This is a genomic window from Xanthobacter autotrophicus (assembly GCF_029991245.1).
GTDB classification, from domain to species: domain Bacteria; phylum Pseudomonadota; class Alphaproteobacteria; order Rhizobiales; family Xanthobacteraceae; genus Xanthobacter; species Xanthobacter autotrophicus_C.
In genome coordinates, this window is sequence record NZ_JAIVFO010000011.1 from 1 (window position 1) to 15,264 (window position 15,264).

The 15,264-nt window shown below is 64.8% G+C and carries 11 protein-coding genes and 1 tRNA gene; 2 read left to right on the forward strand and 10 right to left on the reverse strand.

All coding sequences use genetic code 11. The features are described from left to right. Nucleotides 1-10: 10 nt before the first annotated feature. Together K9U41_RS03760 and K9U41_RS03765 are read left to right on the forward strand one after the other, a co-directional pair. Nucleotides 11-2,419, forward strand: a complete 2,409-nt coding sequence (locus K9U41_RS03760; protein WP_282639567.1) for a transketolase — start codon at nt 11-13, stop codon at nt 2,417-2,419. 236 nt (nt 2,420-2,655) lie between these two features. Further along, nucleotides 2,656-2,745: transfer RNA gene (locus K9U41_RS03765), tRNA-Ser, on the forward strand. Between the two features lie 197 nt (nt 2,746-2,942). Here the strand turns inward: K9U41_RS03765 and K9U41_RS03770 are convergent. From K9U41_RS03770 to K9U41_RS03815, 10 genes are all read right to left on the reverse strand, one after another. Continuing rightward, a complete protein-coding gene (locus K9U41_RS03770) occupies nt 2,943-3,488 on the reverse strand; it encodes a terminase small subunit (RefSeq protein ID WP_282639525.1) in 546 nt (181 codons plus the stop codon). An 88-nt stretch (nt 3,489-3,576) separates the two neighbouring features. After that, nucleotides 3,577-6,228 (reverse strand): DUF3987 domain-containing protein, encoded by a 2,652-nt coding sequence (locus K9U41_RS03775; RefSeq protein ID WP_282639526.1) that lies wholly within the window; start codon nt 6,226-6,228, stop codon nt 3,577-3,579. Nucleotides 6,229-6,692: 464 nt separating this feature from the next. Then, nucleotides 6,693-6,932 carry a helix-turn-helix domain-containing protein gene (locus K9U41_RS03780; protein WP_282639527.1) on the reverse strand — a complete coding sequence of 80 codons (240 nt, stop codon included), beginning with the start codon at nt 6,930-6,932 and terminating at the stop codon, nt 6,693-6,695. A gap of 101 nt (nt 6,933-7,033) precedes the next feature. Next, nucleotides 7,034-7,825 carry a hypothetical protein gene (locus K9U41_RS03785; RefSeq protein ID WP_282639528.1) on the reverse strand — a complete coding sequence of 264 codons (792 nt, stop codon included), beginning with the start codon at nt 7,823-7,825 and terminating at the stop codon, nt 7,034-7,036. 456 nt (nt 7,826-8,281) lie between these two features. Continuing rightward, complete coding sequence (locus K9U41_RS03790) at nt 8,282-8,659, reverse strand: hypothetical protein (RefSeq protein WP_282639529.1); 378 nt, start codon at nt 8,657-8,659, stop codon at nt 8,282-8,284. A gap of 14 nt (nt 8,660-8,673) precedes the next feature. Next, nucleotides 8,674-9,003, reverse strand: a complete 330-nt coding sequence (locus K9U41_RS03795; protein ID WP_282639530.1) for a hypothetical protein — start codon at nt 9,001-9,003, stop codon at nt 8,674-8,676. Nucleotides 9,004-9,571: 568 nt separating this feature from the next. Next, nucleotides 9,572-12,886 carry a hypothetical protein gene (locus K9U41_RS03800; protein WP_282639531.1) on the reverse strand — a complete coding sequence of 1,105 codons (3,315 nt, stop codon included), beginning with the start codon at nt 12,884-12,886 and terminating at the stop codon, nt 9,572-9,574. Then, a complete protein-coding gene (locus K9U41_RS03805) occupies nt 12,886-14,469 on the reverse strand; it encodes a hypothetical protein (RefSeq protein ID WP_282639532.1) in 1,584 nt (527 codons plus the stop codon). Before K9U41_RS03805 ends, K9U41_RS03800 begins: the two co-directional genes overlap by 1 nt. A gap of 32 nt (nt 14,470-14,501) precedes the next feature. Then, nucleotides 14,502-14,882 (reverse strand): hypothetical protein, encoded by a 381-nt coding sequence (locus tag K9U41_RS03810; protein ID WP_282639533.1) that lies wholly within the window; start codon nt 14,880-14,882, stop codon nt 14,502-14,504. Nucleotides 14,883-14,931: 49 nt separating this feature from the next. Further along, the gene (locus tag K9U41_RS03815; protein ID WP_282639534.1) at nt 14,932-15,162 is read right to left on the reverse strand and encodes a hypothetical protein; all 231 of its coding nucleotides are present in this window, start codon (nt 15,160-15,162) and stop codon (nt 14,932-14,934) included. Nucleotides 15,163-15,264 lie beyond the last annotated feature (102 nt).

Here is a 15,264-nt window from a genome sequence, read left to right on the forward strand (position 1 = left end):
CTCGCCCCCCTTGCGCCCGCGCCCCGCGCCGCCGAGCGCTGCGGACCTCGCCATCCTCGCCGAGCTGGAGCGCAAGGTGCTGTGGCTGGCGAGCTGGATGATCCACAATGCCAACCACCTGCGCCCGAGCCCGGACGGGCTGAAGGTGGGCGGTCATCAGGCCTCCTCCGCTTCGCTGGCCGCCATCATGAGCGCGCTCTATTTCCACGTGCTGCGCCCGGAGGACCGGGTGGCGGTGAAGCCCCACGCCAGCCCCATCTTCCACGCCATCCAGTATCTGTTCGGCCGCCAGACCCGCGAACGACTGGAGAATTTCCGCGGCTTCAAGGGCGCCCAGTCCTACCCCTCCCGCACCAAGGACGCGGACGACGTGGACTTCTCCACCGGCTCCGTGGGCCTCGGTGTGGCGCAGACCCTGTTTGCCAGCCTCGCGCAGGATTACGTCCACGCCCACGGCCTTGCCGGCGCCCGGCCCAAGGGGCGCATGATCGCCCTGGTGGGCGACGCCGAGCTGGACGAGGGCAACGTCTTCGAGGCCCTGCTGGAGGGCTGGAAGCACGAGGTGCGCAACACCTGGTGGATCATCGACTACAACCGCCAGAGCCTCGACGGCGTGGTGCGCGAGGGCCTCTACGAGCGCTTCACCGGCATCTTCGAGGCCATGGGCTGGCAGGTGGTCGTGCTCAAATACGGCACCCTCCAGCAGGCGGCCTTCGCCGAGCCGGGCGGGGCAGCCCTGAAAAGCTGGATCGATAGCTGTCACAATGCCGAATATTCCGCGCTCACCTTTCAGGGCGGGGCGGCCTGGCGCAAGCGGCTGATGGACGACCTCGGCGACCAGGGCGAGGTCTCCGCCCTCATCGCCCGGCGCTCGGATGCCGAGCTGTCTGCCCTCATGACCAATCTGGGCGGCCACGACATTGCCGCGCTCATCGCCGCCTTCGACGCCATCGACCACGACCGGCCGGTGGCCTTCCTGTGCTACACGGTGAAGGGCTTCGGCCTGCCGCTGGCCGGCCACAAGGACAACCACGCCGGCCTCATGACCCCGGCCCAGATGGAGGCCCTGCGCGCCGCCATGGGGGTGGGCGAGGGCCGCGAGTGGGAGCCCTTCGAGGGGCTGAAGCGCCCGGCGGCCGAGCTTTCCACTTTCCTCGCCCGCGTGCCGTTCGCGCAGGGCGGCCCGCGCCGCTTCGCGGACCCCGCCCTCGCGGTGCCGGCTCTGGCGCCACCGCCCAATCCGGTGATCTCCACCCAGGCCGGTTTCGGCCTCATCCTGCAGGACCTGGCCAGGGGCGAGAGCGCACTCGCCGATCGCATCGTCACCACTTCGCCGGACGTGACCGTCTCCACCAATCTCGGACCATGGGTGAACCGGCGCGGCCTGTTCGCCCATGCGGCGCTGGCGGACGTGTTCAAGCGCGAGCGCATCCCCTCCACCTTCGCCTGGGAGTTCTCGCCCAAGGGCCAGCATGTGGAGCTGGGCATCGCCGAGATGAACCTGTTCCTGACGCTTTCGGCCTTCGGCCTGTCCCATTCCCTGTTCGGCGCGCGCCTCGTGCCGGTGGGCGCCCTGTATGATCCCTTCATCTGCCGCGGCCTCGATGCGCTGAACTATGCCTGCTACCAGGACGCCCGCTTCATCCTGGTGGCGACGCCCTCCGGCATCACGCTGGCGCCCGAGGGCGGGGCGCACCAGTCCATCTCCACGCCGCTCATCGGCATGGCGCAGGACGGCCTCGCCGCCTTCGAGCCGGCCTTCGTGGACGAGCTGGCGGTGCTGATGGAATTTGCCTTCGACTATGTGCAGCGCGACGGCGAGGGCGTCGGCGACGAGCGCAACTGGCTGCGCGACGAGACCGGCGGCTCGGTCTATTTCCGCCTCTCCACCCGCCCGCTGGAACAGCCGAAGCGGGTGCTGACCGCGGCCCAGAAGCGCGGCATGGTGGATGGCGCCTACTGGCTGCGGGAGCCCGGCCCCAATTGCGAATTGGTGGTCGCGGTGCAGGGCGCGGTGACGCCCGAAGCCATCGCGGCGGTGGCCCTCATCGCCGAGGACCGGCGCGACGTGGGCCTGCTCGCCGTCACCTCCGCCGACCGGCTGAACGCCGGCTGGACGGCCGCCGCCCGCGCCCGCGAGCGCGGCTTTGCCGGCGCCACCAGTCCTGTGGAGCGCCTGCTGGAGCCGCTGCCCCGCCATTGCGGCATCGTGAGCGTCATCGACGGCCATCCGGCGACGCTGGGCTGGCTGGGGGCGGTGGCGGGGCATCGGGTGCGGGCGCTGGGCGTGGAGCATTTCGGCCAGACCGGGACGCTGGCCGATCTCTATGCCCACTACGGCCTCGACACCGCCGCCATCGTCGCGGCCGCCCAGGCCATTTCGCCCGGCCGGCCGCTGCGGCATCTCAAGGCGGTGTAATGCCAAAGGCCGAGGAGCGTAACTCATCGGCCGTCGGCATGAAGCCGGCGCCGCACGGGGCGGACCCCGTGTCGGCGCCAGTCCAGGACGGGGGCCGTCGTCACAGGGTGGAACGCGAGAGGGCGGCCTGAGCGGGAGAAAAGCAGAACCGATGGCTTAGACGGCTTGTCGGCGGCTTTGTGGTCCGCTAGAAGCGCGGGACCACACCCACCAGCGCTGCTGGTGCCGGGCCTCGCGGAGAGGTGGCAGAGTGGTCGAATGCACCGCACTCGAAATGCGGCATACGGGCAACCGTATCGGGGGTTCGAATCCCCCCCTCTCCGCCAGTTTATGGACATAAGTATTTGAAATATAACGAGTTTGTAGCGCTCGTTTCATATCGACCCCACCGTCAACCCCACCGCACGACACTGGCTTTAGGCGAACGTTCACGGACACATAGGGACGATTGTCGCCTGAAATGGGAAGGGGCCGCCCCGGTGGGCAGCCCCCTTAACCAGCCAGACCTCTTTGGTTGCCGCTCTCAGTGCGCCAGAAGAGCCGGCGTCGCAACCGGCTTGATGCTTGTGCCCTGAATGGCCTTCACCAGCAGCGTGAGCGGGTTCTCTGCGTCACCCTTGAGGGTGAGCTTATCGTTGAGCATGCCGAGGTGACGCGCCAGCAGCGTGAGGGCACCGATCTTGTCGGACAGCTTGATCTTCCTGACGCTGCCGGTGTGCTCACCATCATCGTTGAAGGTCTCGGCAACCTCCAACCCGGCGATTGCCGCCGCCGTTTCGTCGTCGATCTGGTCGAGCGGCTTCATGCTGCCGTCCGCGTTGAACGCCTTGCGGATGTCGAGGAAGGCGATGCGCGCCAGCTCCTGAAGAACGCGTTCGGCAGTGATCCCCGTCCGCGCAGCCCGCTCATCCATGGCGCGCTGAATTTCACGTGCAATGTCTGGTTTAAGGAGGTTTTCACTTCCAATCTTCACTGCCGTCCTTTTGGAATAACCGGCTCGAACTGCGGCCTGCGTGGCGTTCAGATCCACAAGATACTCCTGCACGAACCGCGTCTGCTTCGGTGTCATCTCACCCTCTCCTTGCTATTTCCCTGTGCCAAAAGTGCCGAAATCGCCGAAATAAATTTATCTTTCTAATTCAGATACTTATGGGGGATTATTTCGATTTCGCGCCTGTGCCGGAATTGAACGGCCGTGCCGAATTGACGTCACCACCGCACATGGCTGGGTTCACCTCGAACCCCTTGATCTTCCGCCCGCGCCCCGCCTTGGTGTCCGGAATAGGCCTGACGAGGCCCGCATCACCGAGTTCGGCGAGGGCAGCATCCATAGCCTCGGCCGTCCGAAGCGCTCCGCCGACCTGTCGCCGCAATCCTCGGACGTTGAAAGTCGGCAGCATCTTCGCTCGGATGTGGCGAGCAAGCGTGGCAGCGTTCGTTTCCGCGACAGGGATCGAGGCGTCGCCGAAGACCCGCTCGGCCATCGGGAGAAAATACGTTTCCATCATTTCGCACGCGGTGGCCACAGCCGCTTCGCCGATGTCTGCGGGCTCGTCGAAGGATGCTCGCGGATCGGCGCTCCACCACATGATGGTGAGGATGCTGGACAGCCGCAGAGCGTGCCCACGCGCTTTGCCAAGCGCCGACTTCATGAGCGGTGAAGCTCCCGCTTCGCGTGCCTTCATTTCCAGCGCAAAGCGCTCCAGCTCGGCGAGGGCGGGCTCTTCCAGCCGCAGGAAGACTGGACTGTCAGGCATCGGTACCGGGTTTGAGTTCATGTGAAGTCGGCAAACACGGTTCACCACCCGCTCCGCAGGGCCTCGGTCAAAGTCCTCGCGCGCGATATGAAAGCCGGGCACCGGATTTGGCCAGCACCATAGAAAACGCGAAACGAAGCCATCGTCCGCCCCCTTGAGCAGCTCGGCGGCTTTGTCCGGCTGAAGGGCGCCGATGATGCCGATGCTCAGATGAGGGACACGGATGGGATCGCCGCTCTTCACGCGGTCAACAGTGAAGCTGCGGCCACCATATGCTTCCAGGAAAAATTGCCTGTCCGATCCGCCGCCGCCGGAGTAGCGGCCGAACGAGGCGAAGAGACCAGCGAGTTCGTCGCGATGAAGGACCAGGCCGGCAGGGTTCTCCGCCGATAGGGTGGCAAGCCTTTCGACCGTGCTGTCGCGGACCACGATGCGCTTCAGGAAGGGCTTCACGGGCTCGCGGAAGCCCTCTGGCAGCTTGACGGGAATTGCGGCTGCCAGCGCTGGATCGGCTCGCATCGCCTCGCGCGCGGCCGTTTTGTGCGCGGCCATCACCGCGTCGGCGGAGAGCTTCTCAGCTTCGTACTCGCACAGGCGCTGCCGATAGTCGGCGTCGAGAGCCGCCTCCTCATTATTTACGAGGCTCATGACCGCCGACGATGCCGGGCTTTTTCCCGAACTAGGTTCGCCCACAAGCGCCATGAATAGTGTCGGCGGCTCCTCCCAACCGGCGCCAGCGAGGGGACGGCGGCGATTGCCGAGGAGGCCACCGATCAGGCCGAGAAGGGACACAGCCGCGTAATCCGTTGGAGCTGACGTTGCGCGGGCCTGCGCCTCAGCCCATCGCGCGAGGTGTGGCCCCAGCCAATCGAGTTGGAACGTCGGTGGTGGGCGGCGGCCTTCGTTGAGCAACGTCAGATCCGGCAGCGCCCACGTGCTGCCAACCGCTTCCCGATCGATCACCTCGCCCGTGGTGGCGTCGTGCAGCGTGCCATCTGCTGAGACAGCCAGATCGCGGTTCAGCGCGACGGCGGATGCAGCGATCTCCTCATCGCGGATGAACTCCTCAGGCACCTCGCGGGGCTGCGCCGTGCCGCCGCGCCGGGCGGAAGATATCGTCTTGAGCACCGATCGACGCCCGTCGTCTTTGACGAGCCCGCAGGCTTCTGCCGCCTGAACGAGTGCGGTGTGTGCCGCATCCTCGGCCACCCAGCCGGCCGCTACGAACTGGAAGATCGCGAACGCCGAGGTATTGAGCTGGTTGTTGCGGCCGCCGCGTCCGCACTGCGTCAGCGCCTGGATTTCGTCGTCGAAAGCCTTCTCCACCCAGGCGCGCAGCCGAGGGTGCCCCATGTCGAGTGCGCGGACGGCGGTCTGGCTCGAACTTGCAGCATTGAGAGGCGAACTTGGCGCCTTTGGCAGTGGACTTGGGTCAACCGGGGCTGGGCTTGGCGCCTTATCCTCGCGCTTGCCAGTGAGAATGTCGTGCAGCCACTCCGGAAGCTCGGGCGCTTGGAGGATGTCGAGCGGATCACCATCGCCGATGTCATAGATCCCATCTGCGAAGTCGCCGCCGTACCGCACCGATCCCGGCGCGATGATGTATCCGCCGGCGCCACGCACATCGACAGGGCACTCTGCTTTGGGCGGTAGGCCGCCGCGCCCGTTTCCGAGCTTCTCGCCCGGCCGCTGGCGGAAGATGAAGTGTCGGCCACCTCCTGCCGGCGTGTCCACCATAGGGCACTCCGGAACGCCGCCATGGGGTTCGCACAGCGCCTCGAACGCCGCGATGCCGATCCGCCCTTCATCGGCGTCGATGGCCAGCAGTGCGGCAGCTCCGAGGTTGATACCGGGCATCGCGTCGGGATGCTTCCGCCACATGGCACGAACGACATTGATGTTCGTGGTCGCGTCTCGGAACCCGTGCTGCGTGAGCGGCTTTTTGTTCTCGTCGCACGGAAAGATGGGTACGCCGCCACGGGCCAGCATCTCGGCGAGCAAGAGGTTGGTAAGCTCGGGCGGCTCGAACGGAGGATCGAGAGTGACCGGCATCACGACCGCTCCCCAAACTGATTTATCGCGGTTTTCAAGAAATGAGCATTGCCTGCGAGAGGCAGATCAGATAAACGTGTCACGTCCAAAGACCTTTGTGTTTTGAAGGGCCGACCTTGTGGCGAGGTCGGTCCTTCTTCTTTTTTTCGCATCGATCTATCTCGACAGATGCCACGAAGTTGAGCGCTCACCTCTTGCGGGATCGACACTGTTCGTCCTCGAACTCTCCGCGCGTCTGCCTGTTAAAATCGTCGCTGGCAGTGGGGTCTCGCCGCCATTCGGAGCACCAGTCTCCGCGAGGATCGACTTGAGGCCAGCGGGGCCAGCCTCGCCCTGGACGGGCCGCGCGGCAGTCGCCCTCATAAGTTTTGCCAGGATTGTGCGGGCGGAAGTGCCGGCAGGTCTCGCAGCCCTCGCCTGCCGGCGAGAGGTTCGCACCTCGCGCCCGAAAGTTGGTTCGCATCTCAGGCTCCCACTTTCTTCGCTTTGCGGGCGGCGATGGCAGCCTCGGGCGCCGGATCGAGGCCGATTGGACGGGAGCGGAGGAATTTTTCGACATCCTCGGCAAGTACCAAGGTGGTCCGCCCCACCTTGCGGGCCGGAAGGGCGCCTTTGGCAATCAGTTCGAAGGCGCGGGAACGGGAGATGCCATAGATCGACGGGAAGTCGTTCGGCCGAACGGCGAATGGAGTAGCGTTGGACATAATGGCCTCGGACGTTTTGGACGCTGTGCGCGTCTGGATACGTCGCGAATATTGGCCGGGACCAACCTGTCTGTCGGGTCCTAATGGGGGCAAAACCCTTTTTACCCCCTCTTCCTATCCGGATGAATAGCCTGATAAACCCTTCTCGCGTATAGCTTTGCCTGATCATCGTTCGGAATGTTTTTGGGGTTTTGCACCGCCAACCAATCCACCATAGCTCGCGCGATTTTGCCCTGGCTCCAGTCTCCGATCCCGTCCGGCGTGTTCGCCTTCGCTGTAAGGTGGGCCATCGCACCTTCCCAGTCGTATTTCCTCGGTCTACCCGAGACGGTTGGCGCCGACAGATCAAGCATCCTGTCGGTTTCACCGGAAAGATCAGCACCCAGGTGATCCCTCAGGAACGTGATAAAATCGTCCCTCCGGACAATAACGTGAGCCCACTGGTCTGCTGATCCCGCCGCTGGCACCGTGCAGCGCCTCAAAAGTCGATTGTACTCTTCCTGTTCATCACCCTCGAAGGAAAAAGGAGCGATGGCACCATCCTCGTAATCGAATCCGCGCACACCATCGACCATGAAAAATTCAGCCGGTATCGGTTGGCGCGCAGCCGGATCTTCTGCAACGCTTCCGATCCAGAACATCATCGGGATGCCCTTCATCACAAGTGTCCCGTCGCGCGCGGCGCGCTGCATATCGCCCTGAAGCTGAAAAATGCGGGCGTTAAACTTGTCCGCGTCGTCGGCGGCGAGACCTTCAAGGAGTGAACCGGGCAACGCGTGGGCTTGCTCATCCCCGTTGGGGGCGCCCCACAACGCGAATTGCATCGCCTCCGCAAGAAAAAGCCACTCACCCTTCGGCAAGCGGTTCAAATCGAAAACTGGTTTCAGGTCCATTTTCGCACATCCTGCGCGTGAAATTGGTTTGGCTCGAACGCCACCGGACGTGGCAGGACCCATCATAGATGATCCAATCTTGCGGCCAGTATAAAATCCACAGCTTTATGTCCGGAAGCGATTTGCTTCGCCCATGAAAAATGCCCCCGCCATGGAGGTGGCGAGGGCGGACAGAACCAGTTCGACTCAAGCCTCGATTAGACGTTTTTCGCAATCGGCGAGCGAGATCCGCATGCCATCGGCAAAATCTGCATCGAATGGCTTGGCCAGAAGATGCTTGAGTTTGTCCATATGAAACGCAATTTCTTCAGCAGTTGCATCGGCTGGAGCGGGGCGAGTCAGGTTAAATACTCTGAGTCACATCACGTCATTGCCTGCTACGTTCATTTTGAATTCCTGTCTTTTGGGTTGAAGATCAAGCTCTGCGAGCGAAGTGCAAGGCGTCGTCAGAAAACGTCATGGTCGGACGTAGATATTCCCCCCAAATGGACTTCCCGCGCCAAACGGATTGTTGATGCTGTCCGGCGAATACGGGCTGCCGTAGCGCCCGAATGGATTGCTCGTACTGTCCGGATCGAAGGGATTGGTGCTGAGCCGCCCGCGATAGTTTCCGTGCCCGTCGTACAACTTCGGCGCGTTCGTGGCGTAGGGGTTTGTCCAGGAGTTGTTGCTGTACGGGCTTCCCCGGTCGGAATAGGGGTTCATCAACCCATTGGGCTTATAAGGACTTCCAGCGCCGTAGGGATTGGAAAGGCAGTTCGGATCGAAAGGGCAGACGGCCCCGGCAGCGCTGGCAGACAGCAGCAGGACGATGGATGCGGTGATGGTGCGCATGCGATGCCCCCCCATCAAGCCTGAGCAGGTGCAGGCGCCGTGTTGAATTCACAGAGCCGGTCAAAAAGGGAGACCAGCTCGGCGTCCGCGCGAGCGACTTCAAAAAAATCGCCCGTGGAGCGCACGTAGACGGCCTTCGCCCGCGCTTCCTCTTCGGTCTGCGGGCGGCTCACAAGCAAAGTAATCCGCGCCTCGACAAGCTTGTCGTACAACGCGTCCGCAATCTCGTCGGCCCTCTTGTACTCTTGTGAGTCATAAACGAAGTCGTTGGCGGCAGTGAATGCCGCGTTGACAGCAATCTGGGCGTCGCGATGTGCTTCGATCAATTTTTGCATGACAGACATGGATGTTTTCCTTGGCTAGACCGTGAAGCTTGTTCGGATTGGCTCGCACTATATGGCGACTTTCGTGAACTAAAGATCCGCTCTGCGATCATATGATCGTACAACGCCAGGAAACTACGTGGCAGCTTTGCCAAGCGTCCAATGAAACATTTGAATCGATCCAGCGGCATCCATCAGCGAGATGAATCGTTGGGCTGAAGCGCAGGTTGACGGCGAGCGTTGCGACCGCCATTTTGCGGATGGCTCAGGGGTCGTCGTATGTCGCGGCGGTGTCTCAAGATCGGATATGGCAGCGGCATTGACAGCGCCCCGGAGCCATCCGCTTTGGCCCGAGATCGCGCTAGGGGACCCGGAAACGGGTTGATTGGACTGCGCCCTTTCCCAAAGCAGCTTCTTCCCCTCGAACGTGGGATCGAGGGGTGCCTTTTGACCGATGAGATGACCAAAGTGCCGCCACGACCGATGCTGGTAAGATAAAACCAACCCCAAGTCCCAACGCCCGAAGCGATGGCGGCGAAGCACTGTAAGACGCCGTCGACGTTACCGGCAAGCCTGCGGTGGCCCTCGCTCATTCGCCGGTGGCACCGCTCTCCAACACCGGCAGCACCGATAGCCTGCCGAGATGGGCCGCCAGATCACGCCCCCGTGCCTTCGCCTGAGCCGCCGGGACCTTGGCGAGAAGCAACTTTGCGAGCGCCGGATCGAGCATCGCGTCGCGCACCAGTTCATCCACCCGTGTCAGGCCGGCATTCCTGATGGCCAGCGCCGCCGCCGTGCCCAGAGCCGCGAAGCCGCCGGTGGTGAAGCCGCTCACCGCGCCGACCGTGCCGGCACCACCGAGGGCCTGAGGCGTGAGAAGGTGTGCGAGAAGCGAGCGGGCGCCCTTCTGGGTCGCGGCGAGGTCCTGCGCCGTGTTCGACTGCCCCGGCAGCCGCACGGATGAGATGGAGCGATTGGCGCGCTTCAGGTCGGCAGCGACACGGCCCAACAGGTTCAGCTCCTGCTCGGAAAGGACATGCCTGAGGGCGGCAGCATTGGACTTCAGGAACCCCTGAAGCGCATCGGATTTGATCGTGTCCCGCCCGCTGGTGCCGGCCTCGGTGTTCGACAAGAACCGTTCCGCGATGTGGTCCGCCACCGCCTTGCGCAGCCCCTGCCGCGCCTCGGGATTGCCGCCGGTCTCACGCGCAAGGCGCCGCATCTGGGCCGCCGCATCCTGTTTCTCGAAGATGCCGCCGATGATGCGCTTCACGTCCGCCGGATCATCTACGTTCATGAGGCGGGAGATGGTGCCCCGCTGGAAATCATCCAGTGCCTTGCGCCGCGCTGCCGCGAGACCTTCAATCGCCTCCGATGCGGAGGTGGCGTCGGCCAGCTTGGCATCCAATTCGGGGAGAGCCCTCAACGCCTCCCGATGCTTGGCGCGCCAGGAATTCACCTTCGCCGGGCTCAGCATCCCGTCCGGACGCTCGGCCATGTGGCGCAGGTCCGCCACCGCATAGTCGCTGATGACCGCGTTGGCACGTGCATCGCCCACGGCGCGACGGAAGCTGTCCACGGCCTCGAACCCACCTTCGCCCTGCCGGAATACGCGCGAGGCCAGGGCATGATCGGGAAGGCCCTCGGGGAAGTACCGAGCCTGATCGAGCGCGCGCGACGCCTTCTCCGCCGTGCCCATCTTACGGCCAAGGCCGGGCATGGCGCGCAGTGCGTCGCGATGCTTCGTCCGCCACCGCTGGAAGGCATCGGGATCGAGCGTCCCATCCTTCCGCGTCGCGACGCGGCGAAGGTCGGAAACGGCATAGTCGGAGAGGATCTGCATGGCGGCATCATCCCCCACCGCCTTTCGGTACGCGCCCACAGCCTCAAAGCCCTTCGGCCCCGGCTGGAAGACCTTCGCCGGCACGGCAGCATCCGCCATGTGATATGGCCCGTCCTGGCCGGAACGCCGCGTCACCTCGCGCACGGGAGAGGCGCCGAAGGTCTGCGCCCGGTCGCGCGTGGCGGCGCTGGCCTCCTTCAGGCGTCCCACTGCGGCGGCGTCAAAGGGCTGAGCCGGAGGAGCCTCGGCGACACCATCACGGCGTGCTTTCCAGGCTGTTGCCTGTTTCTGCAATCTCGCCGCAAGGCTGTCTTCCGCGTCCATCTTTCCTGATGCGACGGAACGAGCATCGTCAGCCGCGCGCGTCGCCACCGCACCGTCAATGTCCCGTTCCACGGCGCCGCGAAGCTGCGAAAGCCGGGCATAAGTGGGCGTCTGTCCCTTGCCGGGGCTGGAAAGCTCCTCCCGCATGGCGGTGGAGATGCGATTACGCAATGCCGTCATCTCGTTGAACAGCACGGTGTCGCCTTCATAGCCGCGCGCCACATCAAAGATGGCGCGTTCCTCGCCCTCCATGGGCTTGGCCGATTCCGGCATGCGGTCCAGCACGTCCCGAGCCGCGCGCGTTGTGCTGGCGGAAGGCAGGGACAAGGCACCGTCCGGATCGACAGCCCGCCACAGCTCGCGCTCGTGATCCCTCGCCGCTCGTTCCGCTTCCCGGACGCGGGAACGAAGATCAGCGCCGTAGCCCTCCGGCGTACCGATGCCGCCCAGATCATCCATGGCGCTGCGGGCGCGCTGCTGGGCGCGCTCCACCGCTGGGCGCTCAAGGTCTCGAAGCGCCGCACCGTAGGCCTCGGGAGGAAGGTCTCCGCCCATGCCTCGGACGCGCTCGGCAGCGCCCGCCGTCGCCTCCTCAATGGCCTGCGCGGTCTCTTTGTCGATGGCGTCGAGTTGGGTTCGGAGCGCGGTGGAAACAGCTTCGGGCGCGCCGTCCGGCTGCACCTTACCGAGGGCGTCGAGGCGGGCGGCGTTCTGATCGGCGCGGCGCTGCTGGAACACCTCGGGGTTCTTGGTCGCCACCGCGCGCTCCAAGCCACCGAGACCCATGTCGCCGGTCTGCTGGAAGGTCGTAGGCCGGGAGCCCGGAACCAACTCTTCTGCCGGAGCGTCCAGCCCTTCGCGTACGGCGGTGGGATCGGTGGCAGCGTCGGCGATACGCCGGCCGGCCGCGCGCTCCTGTGCCGCCTCGGTCGGAACGAGATAGTCCGCCGCCCGGCGCACGCCACCCGCCACCGCGCCGGGCAAAGCCATCGCGCCAGCTGCACCGACACCACCGACGATGCCGCCAGCCATCTCGGCGAGGGGTCGCCACCGCTCGCCGCCCATCTCATCGGCGACCTGTCCGGCCACCTCGGCACCAGCACCGCCAGCGGCGCCCATCGCTGCATCAGCCGCCAGCGCGCCGGGAGAAGCCGCCCGACCGATGAAGGGCGCCGCCGCGTTCACCGCCGCCTCGGTGGCCGGCACGGCCCTCGCCGCAACACCGGCCACCGCCTGGGGCGCGATCATGAGGCCGGCGCCCTCACCAGCCTTGCGAAGAATACGTTCCATGGGGCCACGCGGCTCGACCTTGGCGGGATCGTTGACGCCCACCGCCTCGCCGGCACCCGCAAGCCACCGGCTCGAGCCGGGAAGGTCGGTGCGCGCCTCCGGCAGCTCGGCGCCCGTTACGGCGTTGACGCCCTGCACCGCCTTGTTCGTCACCCAAGTCGCTGCATCCACCGGCGCGCCGAGGGCAGAATAGATCCCTTCGTTGAGGCCAGCCGTCAGGTTGCTCCAAGCGCCCGACTTCTTCTCTTCAGGCGCAGCGGCTTGGGCATCGCCCGGCATCCAGATGGGCGGCTGCGAGCCAGCCGGCCTTTCGCCGCGACCCGCCGTGGCAGGACCGAACTGGGCGAAGAAGTTGCTTCCTGTCGGATCGCCCTCCCGGATGGTCTCGGGCGAGGCTGTGCTGCCGTTGGTAGACGGGCCGAACTGGGCGAAGAAGTTGTCGGGCATCACTGCACCCCCAGAATGCGAGCGGCAGCACCAGGGCCGTACCATTGGTCGAACTGAGCCGAGAGCTTCGGGTTTTGCCTGAGAGCCTCAATTGCGGCGGTGGGAAGGCCTGCGCGCCCCTGTGCAGCGGGCTGCGGGGCCTGTCCGCGCACCTGCGGATTACTTGCGGAGCCGGGAGCCCCCTGCTGCGGCGCTGGCTGCTTCCAGATCCCATCACCACCGGATGCCGGCGTAGATCCTGGCCCGCTCCAGCCTTGCGGCGGACGATACGAAGGGCCGGCCTCGCGCATCATGCCGCCGGTGGCGGTGGCCCGGTTCTGCCGCTTCTGTGCGATCACCTCCGCACTGTCGCCCGGCTGGGGGAAATACTGGAGCCGGGCGTTCGCAAACTCGCGTTCGTTGATGACCGCACCGCTCTCCTTGCGGAGAACCGCGTTGATAAAGTTCCGCTGCGCCTGATTAACTTTCTGGCGGTCGGTGCTGGCGACGATGTTGCCCACGCCCGCCGGCAACGTGCTCGATACAGCACCACCAATGCCGCCCGTGATGCCCGAGTTGATCCCCTCGTTCGCGCTGATCACAGCTTCGGCCTCTGCCATGCGGTCCGAGAAAGCGGCGGCCTTGCCCTGACCCTCGTTGAATTTGCCTGAGGCATAGGGGTTCACGCCCGCGCCTTCCTCCTGGCGCTTGAGGTCCGACTTGTACTTTTCCTTGGTGAGGTCTGCCTGAAGCCCCCGCTGCTCCTTTGCGATGTCAGCGCGCGCCTTGTCCGTGGCCTCAAGCTGGCTCATGCCGAACTTGAACACCTGCTCAGGCGACAGGAACATGGTTCCAAACCGGTACAGGCTCTCCATGCCGTCGAATGACTGCTTCGCGACCTTGCCGCTCGCGTCGGTGAACTCAAGGTCCACACCGACCGTCTTGCCCTTATCGTCCTTGCGGAGATTGGCCTTGCCCTTCAGTCCGTCATCGAAGTAGCCGGAGTTGTTGTAGGCCTCCATGGTGTGCTTGGCGAAGCCTTCGGCATCGCCCATCTGGGCAGACTGCATCGCCCTGGCCCAACTCTCCATACCCTTCTGCACCTGTTCGTTCTTCACCCATTCCTGGTAGGCTTTGGCCTTCTCCGGCTGTCCGGCGCGGATGTACGCCTCGGTCACCTTGGGCGTGCCCTCCTTCACGTAATAGTCAAGGAAGGGCTTCACGCCGTCCTGAGCCGCCGCCTTGGCCTGCGTCTGATCGGTGAAGGTCTTGTCGCCCACCTGCCAAGCTGGGAGGCCCCTGCCGTCCGTGGTCGGCCCCTGCGCCTCGATAGGCTGGATCGACTTCTCGATGTCGGCGTTGCGCTTCATGGTGGCGTCGGTGGCAGCCTGACCGTATGCGCCCTTGACGTTCGCGTCGTCCTGCCACGCCTTGCGCTGCTGGTCCCGCTGTTCACGCTGGAAGCCGATATTCTCGTCTTCCGACGCGCGACGCCGCGCCCGATCCTCTGCCGCGATGGTGCGGTCTTCATCTTCCAAAGCGCGCCGCCGTGCACGCTCCGCCTTGTCTGTCACCATCTTATCCATGGTGGCGAAGCCGGACATGAACGAGCTAATCCCCAATCCGCCGCTAACCATCACGCGTCCCCCTCAAGGTTGGTGGTGGGGGCGACGCTGGCCGTGGCCCCATCCAAAGTCGCTTTGATTTCCGCCATGCGCGCCAGGACATCGGGATGGAGGGCCATCTCCACCGTGTCGCCGCGATCAATCGCACGGCGCAGGCGGGCGGCATTGGCCTCGATCTGGGAGCGGCGCCGGTCACTCTCCAGGTCCGCGATGGCCATGAGCGCGACCGCAGGCACCTGATGCAAGGACGCGATCCGCTCCACGTCGCCATGGGAGGCGTCGGTTTCGGTGGCGCGGGATGGTGAGCGGAGGATGAAGATCTCAGCGCCGCCCTCGGCAGCGCATGCTTCCAGCGCGGAAAGGCGCCTGAAGGCTGTCAGCGGATCGAGCACCAAAGGCTCGCATCCGATGAAATATCGCAGGATGAAGGAGGGAAGCGGCTCAGCGCCGGGCGAAGACGGGGCGCGCATCATGCGCATCCTCCTGAATGGGGGTGGGGGCGAGGCCGATGGTGGAGCCGTCCCGCTTGCGCAACAGGACCTTCAACTCGCTGGGGGCCTCAACAGCGAGGCGCGCATGGTGTCCGCCACGCGAGTTCCGCCGCTCCGCTAGCGTCACAATCGTGTCGCCGATGACGAGGGTCTCGCCCATGTGCAGAGAGAAGAGCTTCATGCCCCGAAGATAGCGGTGCGGTAAATATATAGCAATATCAAATAGTTATTGGAACAATTGCGGACGCTGGCGGACGGCTGCGAACATCCTCGGACGTTGACA

Bases quoted from the DNA above. Each gene is read 5' to 3' on its own strand.
- K9U41_RS03770 (WP_282639525.1), bottom strand. From the start codon at position 3,488: ATGACACCGAAGCAGACGCGGTTCGTGCAGGAGTATCTTGTGGATCTG.
- K9U41_RS03775 (WP_282639526.1), bottom strand. From the start codon at position 6,228: ATGCCGGTCACTCTCGATCCTCCGTTCGAGCCGCCCGAGCTTACCAAC.
- K9U41_RS03780 (WP_282639527.1), bottom strand. From the start codon at position 6,932: ATGTCCAACGCTACTCCATTCGCCGTTCGGCCGAACGACTTCCCGTCG.
- K9U41_RS03785 (WP_282639528.1), bottom strand. From the start codon at position 7,825: ATGGACCTGAAACCAGTTTTCGATTTGAACCGCTTGCCGAAGGGTGAG.
- K9U41_RS03790 (WP_282639529.1), bottom strand. From the start codon at position 8,659: ATGCGCACCATCACCGCATCCATCGTCCTGCTGCTGTCTGCCAGCGCT.
- K9U41_RS03795 (WP_282639530.1), bottom strand. From the start codon at position 9,003: ATGTCTGTCATGCAAAAATTGATCGAAGCACATCGCGACGCCCAGATT.
- K9U41_RS03800 (WP_282639531.1), bottom strand. From the start codon at position 12,886: ATGCCCGACAACTTCTTCGCCCAGTTCGGCCCGTCTACCAACGGCAGC.
- K9U41_RS03805 (WP_282639532.1), bottom strand. From the start codon at position 14,469: ATGTCCGGCTTCGCCACCATGGATAAGATGGTGACAGACAAGGCGGAG.
- K9U41_RS03815 (WP_282639534.1), bottom strand. From the start codon at position 15,162: ATGAAGCTCTTCTCTCTGCACATGGGCGAGACCCTCGTCATCGGCGAC.